Origin of the sequence: Microcoleus sp. Pol12B4 (assembly GCF_036701385.1) — a bacterium.
GTDB lineage: Bacteria > Cyanobacteriota > Cyanobacteriia > Cyanobacteriales > Microcoleaceae > Microcoleus.
This window is the reverse complement of record NZ_JAUBQR010000397.1, coordinates 1-2461: the sequence shown is the minus strand read 5'-3', so window position 1 is coordinate 2461 and position 2461 is coordinate 1. Positions and strand designations below refer to the sequence as shown.

At 41.9% G+C, this 2461-nt stretch carries 2 protein-coding genes and 1 pseudogene; 1 reads left to right on the top strand and 2 read right to left on the bottom strand.

Translation table 11 applies throughout. The features are described from left to right. Positions 1 to 252 precede the first annotated feature (252 nt). Together QUA38_RS28480 and QUA38_RS28475 are read right to left on the bottom strand one after the other, a co-directional pair. The gene (locus QUA38_RS28480) at positions 253 to 1269 is read right to left on the bottom strand and encodes an IS1634 family transposase (RefSeq protein ID WP_333167793.1); all 1017 of its coding nucleotides are present in this window, start codon (positions 1267 to 1269) and stop codon (positions 253 to 255) included. 9 nt (positions 1270 to 1278) lie between these two features. After that, positions 1279 to 1572, bottom strand: a pseudogene (locus tag QUA38_RS28475) (IS66 family transposase); the annotation flags it as partial. 105 nt (positions 1573 to 1677) lie between these two features. On the opposite strand from QUA38_RS28475, the gene QUA38_RS28470 reads away from it, so the two are divergent. After that, positions 1678 to 2461: transposase (locus QUA38_RS28470; RefSeq protein WP_333167790.1), on the top strand; the 784-nt coding region annotated here is incomplete at its 3' end.

Here is a 2461-nt window from a genome sequence, read left to right as displayed (position 1 = left end):
AAACGGCATCAAAACCTATTCTCAACAAGCAGCAATAAGCAAGAGAGGCATTTAGCTTGGCATTAGATAAATAAATCAAGATATTAAATACATAATTGATAAATTAGCTTAATAAATAGAAGTGAGCCAAGGAGATTTTTGCCATCTTAACAGAGCGCTATTAATCAAAGCGAATAGCGCCTTAGTTGATGTAATATAATAGCAGTAATATAGCAATAATTAAGTAAGAAATTTATAGTAATAAAGACAATCTTATGGTAATAAATTTAGGATAAACTCTCGCTGTTGACTCCAATTATAAACCCGCGTTTCTCGCTCTAGTCGAACTAAATGAATAGACTGGAAGCATTGAAATATCCACCTTAATGTCGGGCGGTCAGTTGGTTTACCTAACTGATTTTTAATCTTTGATTGAGACGCTTTTAAAGCCGCTCGTATTTGCCGTTGAGCTAGGGTGTAGACCAGCAAACATAAACCCATAATCATCGCTAATGATTCTATTCTCTCTGGACTTTTGAGAAATATACTATCGGCAAAAAACAAAGGGTCTTTCAGAAAACCAAATCCCCTCTCACATGATTGCTGGGCTTTATACTCCCTGAGCATTTCATCGTTACTGAGTAGGCGAGAATCTAAAACATTGGTCGCTAAAATAAAACGTCCTGCACTCTTGATTTCGGTATTAACTTTAGTTTCATTTCTGCATACGGTCGCGGCGATTTGATAAAATTTTTCTGGTTGATTTTTTTGTGCGTTGGCTGTAACTTCAGTGACTTGATACTGCTCAATTTGGTGATATTTAAATGATTGAGATAATTTTGATAGTGCCTTGATTGCATCAGCCTTACAAGCAAATTTATCTTTTGATAGCTTGTTCACATCCTTGACAACTTTTTCTTCGGCTTTGACAATTTTTTGGGAGAGTTTACCCAAGTCTGATTCCTTTCTGGCTGCGCTCTCTACCACTAGCCATCTTTGCTCTATTCCAGCATAAGTTACTATTTTTTCTCCCCATCTATATCCTGGTAATTTACTAGCCGTCAATTCAGATTCTGGTAAGGTTGATATTAATGTTTCGGCTGATTTTATACTTAAAGGTACTCGACACAACCAGCGCAATTGTGAGATTAATTTCAGGTTTGATTCCGTATATAAAGCACAGTCTGCTACCATCAAACTATCTACTTCTAGTTGTTTTTGGTAATCTACCGCTATTTGACCAAAGCATGATGAGTCGGCTTGATTTCCCGATGCTAATTTTAAGAAGATTGTAAGGATTCAGGTCTGCAAAAGGGGAATAAGCTCAGGCCGAGCCAAGTCACAAGAATGGGCAGAAATAGCATCACGGAAAAAAGCCATTACTGAACGAGCTTGAAAACGACAGGTTTGAATCACACTCAGCAGATTAGCCGTTTCCTCAAATCGTTTCACGGAACGAGAGCCGCCAGAAACTTTCCGTTTCGTGACAGAAGGCCGTAGGGAACGTTCGGCTTTATTATTATCAGGAGGCACCGAGGGGTTATCCAGAAAATACCACCACTGTTTTGCCTTATCCCGTAAGGATTTGAGTAACTGGAGTTTAGACTAACAAGGGAAAGAAAAGGGAGCCTGTGATTGGCACAGGCTCCCTAAAGGCAGAAAATTGAGAATTAGCAAAAAACCTCAAATCTGCCTGCCATGAATTGTGAAGCCTTGAGAGAATTTCGTCAACAAGCCTATAAAATGCTAGGTCAAGCCAAAGATGCCACCTTTGAGCTGATGGATGCAGTGATGACCACGCCAAAAGCCAATTGTTTAACAGAGATGGCACTCAACCCATTGTTTCGAAGAAAATGGTCAAGCGTCTCTGAAGCCTTACAGGACTCTGAGCCAGACCGAGAGCAATTAATGAAACTGTATCTTGAGCAGATGTCAGGAGTAGAGAGACCAATCTTAGCAGTAGACCACACAGCGTGGGCGAGACCAGATGCACGAACCTTGAGGGAGCGTACCTATGAACATCAAGCCACTGCGATTCATGGCAATAAACCGATAGCAATCGGCTTGGGCTACAGCACAATTGCCTGGATACCCTCGGCGCAAGGGAGTTGGGCCTTACCCTTAAGACACGAACGAATCACCAGTTGGGATACACCCATCAGTAAAGCGGCAGGGCAGTTAGAGCAAGTGATAGCAGGGTTGCCACAACGACCATTAGTATTATTTGACCGGGAATATGGGTGTGCCAGTTTAGTTTTGCAGACCGCCCATCTCAAAGCCGACAAGTTAATCGGGTTGCGTTCTAATCGCTGTTTATACTCTGCCCCACCAGCTTATTCTGGCCGAGGGCGTCCCCGTCGTCACGGGGAGAAATTTCAGCTCAACGACCCCCAGACTTGGTGGGTTGCTGAGGAGATGGTAGAATTAGATGACCCAAAGCTAGGACAATTACAAATCAGAAGGTGGGATAACTTACACTTTC